The organism is Streptomyces sp. GC420, from assembly GCF_009916105.1.
Lineage (GTDB): Bacteria > Actinomycetota > Actinomycetes > Streptomycetales > Streptomycetaceae > Streptomyces.
Genome location: NZ_JAAAXQ010000514.1, coordinates 1 through 4,488, shown reverse-complemented (window position 1 = coordinate 4,488; position 4,488 = coordinate 1). Strand labels below are relative to the sequence as shown.

The following is a 4,488-nucleotide window of genomic DNA, read 5'->3' as shown; positions in this document are numbered from 1 at the left end:
CGCGAGGAGCCCGCGGCCCCGTCCCGGCCCAGCCCCGAGCCCGCCAGGCCCCCCTTCGGCGGACTCGGCAGCGTCACCCCGCGCGAGACCACCCAGGTCCAGGCCGCCGACGAGCCCGCCCCGGCCGAGCGGCCCTCGGCCTCCGACTACCCCGGCCCGGCCGGTTCGCCGCAGGTTCCGCCGGCCCGCCCCTACCCGGACATCCAGGCCGAGGAACTGGACGTGCCGGACTTCCTGAAGTGATAGGGCACCAGCTTCACGAGAGCGGCGCCCACTTCGCCTTCACCGACAGGTGGGGCGGGGTGAGCGCCGCTCCGTACGAGCAGCTCAATCTGGGCGGAGCGGTCGGCGACGACCCGGAGGCGGTGCGCACGAACCGGGAACTGGCGGCCAAGTCGCTGGGTCTCGACCCGGCCCGGGTCGTGTGGATGAACCAGGTGCACGGCCCGGAGGCCGCGGTCGTCGAGGGCCCCTGGGGCTCCTCGGACGTGCCGTGCGTGGACGCCGTGGTGACGGCCCGCCGGGGACTGGCGCTGGCGGTGCTCACGGCGGACTGCACACCGGTTCTGCTCGCCGACCCGGTGGCAGGAGTCGCGGGCGCCGCGCACGCCGGACGGCCCGGCATGGTCGCCGGGATCGTCCCCGCCGTCGTGGACGCGATGGTGCGGCTCGGTGCCGACCCCGCCAGGATCGTCGCCCGCACCGGGCCGGCGGTCTGCGGACGCTGCTACGAGGTGCCCGAGGCCATGCGCGCCGAGGTCACCGCGGTCGAGCCCGCGGCCGGCGCCGAAACGAGCTGGGGGACACCGGCGGTGGACGTCACCGCAGGAGTGCTCGCCCAGCTCGGCCGACTGGGAGTGCGCGACACGGAGACCTCACCGGTCTGCACGAGAGAGTCGGCGGACCACTATTCCTACCGGCGGGACCGCACCACGGGGCGGCTCGCCTCGTACGTCTGGCTGGACTGAGAGCACATGAGCGATCCGAACGAGCGAAGAAGCGAACTCGCCGGGAATCTGGCACGCGTGGAGGAACGTATCGTCTGCGCCTGTGCCGCAGCCGGGCGCAAGCGGGAGGACGTGACGCTGATCGTCGTCACCAAGACCTACCCCGCGAGCGACGTGCGGCTGCTCCATGAACTCGGCGTCCGGCACGTGGCGGAGAACAAGGACCAGGACGCCGCGCCGAAGGCGGCCGCATGTTCCGATCTGTCGCTTTCATGGCACTTCGTGGGGCAGTTGCAGACCAATAAGGCGCGATCTGTGGCTGAGTATGCCGACTTCGTGCACTCGGTCGACAGGTCGAAGCTCGTTTCCGCGCTGTCGTCGGCGGCCGTGCGGACCGGCCGCGAGCTCGGCTGCCTGATCCAGGTGGCGCTGGACGCCGAGTCCGGTGAGCGGGGCGACCGGGGCGGTGTCGCGCCCGACGGCATCGAGGAGTTGGCGGACGCGGTGGCCGGCGCTCCCGGGCTGAGACTGGACGGGCTGATGACGGTCGCGCCGCTGGCCGGACCGTACGCGGGCCGGCAACGTGCGGCGTTCGAGAGGCTGATGGAATTCTCATCCCGCCTGCGCGCGGCCCATCCTGCTGCGAACATGGTTTCAGCGGGAATGAGCTCGGACCTCGAGGACGCGGTGGCGGCCGGTGCGACACATGTGCGCGTCGGCACTGCGGTACTCGGAGTCCGACCCAGGCTCGGGTAACGTCGCCAAGCAAGTCGGACCACAGCAGAAAATATGGTCATTTCCGCCGAAAGGCGGCAGGCCGAGTGGATCGCGGGCACTTGGTGACAGGCCGATCCACCACAGAGCGGAGGACGCAGAGAATGGCCGGCGCAATGCGCAAGATGGCGGTCTACCTCGGCCTCGTGGAGGACGATGGGTACGACGGCCCGGGGTTCGACCCCGACGACGAATTCGAGCCCGAGCCGGAGCCCGACCGGGACCGTCGACGGCACCAGCCCTCACATCAGCTGGAACAGGACGAACCGGTGCGAGTGGTGCAGCAGCCCGCACCGCGTGAACCTGTGGCGATTCCGGCGGATTCCGGACGTCCGGCACGAATTGCCCCCGTGGCATCCATCACACCCGAACGTCCGAACCTGGAGAAGAACGCGCCCGTGATCATGCCCAAGGTCGTGTCCGAGCGGGAGCCGTACCGCATCACCACTCTGCATCCCAGGACCTATAACGAGGCCCGTACCATCGGGGAACACTTCCGTGAGGGCACTCCGGTGATCATGAACCTCACGGAGATGGACGACACCGATGCGAAGCGACTTGTCGACTTTGCGGCAGGTTTGGTCTTCGGCCTTCATGGCAGCATTGAGCGAGTGACGCAGAAGGTGTTCCTGTTGTCGCCTGCTAACGTCGATGTCACGGCGGAGGACAAGGCCCGCATCGCAGAGGGCGGGTTCTTCAACCAGAGCTGAGACGACGCAGGACCAAGCAGTACCGACCAGGGACGAAACAGGGGAGAGGGAAGCGCGGAAATGAGCGTTTTCGGTCAAGTGCTCTACATCGCGCTGATGTGCTTCCTCATCGTGCTGATCTTCCGGCTGGTCATGGACTACGTCTTCCAGTTCGCCCGCTCATGGCAACCCGGCAAGGCGATGGTGGTCGTCCTGGAGGCCACCTACACTGTCACCGATCCACCGCTCAAGCTTCTGCGGCGGGTCATCCCGCCGCTGCGTCTCGGGGGCGTGGCACTCGATCTGTCCTTCTTCGTACTGATGATCATCGTTTACATCTTGATCAACGTCGTGAGTCGGGTGTTGATGTGAACGATACGGTCTTGCCGATTGCCGACGACTACGTTGAGGTGAAGAGATGCCGTTGACCCCCGAGGACGTGCGGAACAAGCAGTTCACGACCGTCCGCCTCCGAGAAGGCTATGACGAGGACGAGGTCGATGCCTTCCTCGACGAGGTCGAAGCCGAATTGACCCGTCTGCTGCGCGAGAACGAGGACCTGCGCGCCAAGCTGGCCGCCGCGACGCGTGCCGCCGCGCAGAACCAGCAGCAGCAGAACATGCGCAAACCTCCGGAGCAGCAGCAGGACCGGCCCGGACCCGGTTCTCCGGTGCCCGCCGGGATATCGGGACCCCCGCAGCAGCAGATGGGCCCGCCGCAGTTGCCGAGCGGTGCCCCCCAGCTGCCGGCGGGTCCGATGGGCCAGGGCCAGATGGGCCAGGGTCCGATGGGCCAGGGCCAGATGGGCCCGGGTCCGATGGGCCAGGGCCAGATGGGCCCGGGTCCGATGGGTCAGGGCCCGCAGGGTCCCGGCCCCATGGGTCAGGGTCCGATGGGCCAGGGCCAGCTCCCGCCCGGCCAGATGGGTCAGGGTCCGATGGGCCAGGGCCAGATGGGCCCGGGCCAGCTGCAGCCGATGGGCGGCCCTATGGGCGGACCCATGGGCGGCGGCATGGGCGGCCCCGGCATGCCCGGTCAGGGTCCCGGCGGCGACAGCGCGGCACGCGTGCTCTCGCTGGCGCAGCAGACCGCCGACCAGGCGATCGCCGAGGCCCGCTCCGAGGCCAACAAGATCGTCGGTGAGGCCCGCAGCCGTGCCGAGGGCCTGGAGCGGGACGCCCGTGCCAAGGCCGACGCGCTGGAGCGGGACGCGCAGGAGAAGCACCGCGTCGCCATGGGCTCCCTGGAGTCCGCGCGGGCCACGCTCGAGCGCAAGGTCGAGGACCTGCGCGGCTTCGAGCGCGAGTACCGCACGCGTCTGAAGTCCTACCTGGAGAGCCAGCTGCGTCAGCTGGAGACCCAGGCGGACGACTCGCTGGCCCCGCCGCGCAGCCCGGCTGCCCCCTCGTTGCCCTCCTCCTCCATGGGGTCCTCGATGGGCGGCTCCATGACCCCGGCCGGCGCCGGAGCGATGGGCACGATGGGCGGCAACCAGTCCATGGGCAGCCCGTCCCCGATGGGTGGCGGGCCGTCGTACGGCGGGCAGCAGCAGATGTCCCCCGCGATGACCCAGCCGATGGCACCGGTGCGGCCCCAGGCTCCGCAGCCGATGCAGCAGGCGCCCTCCCCGATGAGGGGCTTCCTCATCGACGAGGACGACAACTGACGCGGCCGCCGAGGCAGCCGTCGGCACAAGGCAAAGGGCCGGGGCCCGGAACGACAGTTCCGGGCCCCGGCCCTTTGCCGTACGCCGGGTCGCGCCGTGCGGTGGGGGACGGGTGTCCGCTCGCCGCACGGAGCCGGTTGCGGATCTCCCGGGCCGCCGCGCGGACCGCCGGGCCACGAGGCCTGGCCGGCGGGTCGTCTGCGGACTCGTGCGCCGTTCGGCCGCCGGCCCCCCACTGTCCGCCCTGCGCGAGCAGAGCAAGAGAGAGGCCCCGGCCGCGGTAGAGCCCGCCGCTCGACGTGGGACACGGGAAGTCCCCGCGTCCGCGCGCGGCCCCGCCGACCGCCACGGTCCCCGGCCGGGTGACGCGGAACGTACGGCTCCGCCCGGGTGTCACCGGGACTGGCGTGCC

At 70.5% G+C, this 4,488-nt stretch carries 5 protein-coding genes and 1 pseudogene; all 6 read left to right on the top strand.

From position 1 onward, the window contains the following. Positions 1–243: pseudogene (locus GUY61_RS35215) on the top strand (cell division protein FtsZ); the annotation flags it as partial. Then, entirely contained in the window at positions 240–968 is a 729-nt protein-coding gene (pgeF, locus tag GUY61_RS35210; protein WP_166634387.1) for a peptidoglycan editing factor PgeF, read from the top strand. The pseudogene GUY61_RS35215 and the gene pgeF, both read left to right, overlap by 4 nt. Positions 969–974: 6 nt before the next feature. Beyond that, on the top strand, positions 975–1,703 hold the full coding sequence (locus tag GUY61_RS35205; RefSeq protein WP_166634386.1) for a YggS family pyridoxal phosphate-dependent enzyme: 729 nt from the start codon (positions 975–977) through the stop codon (positions 1,701–1,703). A 122-nt stretch (positions 1,704–1,825) separates the two neighbouring features. After that, on the top strand, positions 1,826–2,431 hold the full coding sequence (locus tag GUY61_RS35200) for a cell division protein SepF (protein WP_166634385.1): 606 nt from the start codon (positions 1,826–1,828) through the stop codon (positions 2,429–2,431). Positions 2,432–2,491: 60 nt separating this feature from the next. Continuing rightward, positions 2,492–2,782, top strand: coding sequence for a YggT family protein (locus tag GUY61_RS35195; protein ID WP_166634384.1), 291 nt, complete (start codon positions 2,492–2,494; stop codon positions 2,780–2,782). Between the two features lie 46 nt (positions 2,783–2,828). Next, entirely contained in the window at positions 2,829–4,076 is a 1,248-nt protein-coding gene (locus GUY61_RS35190; RefSeq protein ID WP_166634383.1) for a DivIVA domain-containing protein, read from the top strand. Positions 4,077–4,488: the final 412 nt, after the last annotated feature.

Bases quoted from the DNA above. Each gene is read 5' to 3' on its own strand.
- GUY61_RS35205 (WP_166634386.1), top strand. From the start codon at position 975: ATGAGCGATCCGAACGAGCGAAGAAGCGAACTCGCCGGGAATCTGGCA.
- GUY61_RS35200 (WP_166634385.1), top strand. From the start codon at position 1,826: ATGGCCGGCGCAATGCGCAAGATGGCGGTCTACCTCGGCCTCGTGGAG.
- GUY61_RS35195 (WP_166634384.1), top strand. From the start codon at position 2,492: ATGAGCGTTTTCGGTCAAGTGCTCTACATCGCGCTGATGTGCTTCCTC.
- GUY61_RS35190 (WP_166634383.1), top strand. From the start codon at position 2,829: ATGCCGTTGACCCCCGAGGACGTGCGGAACAAGCAGTTCACGACCGTC.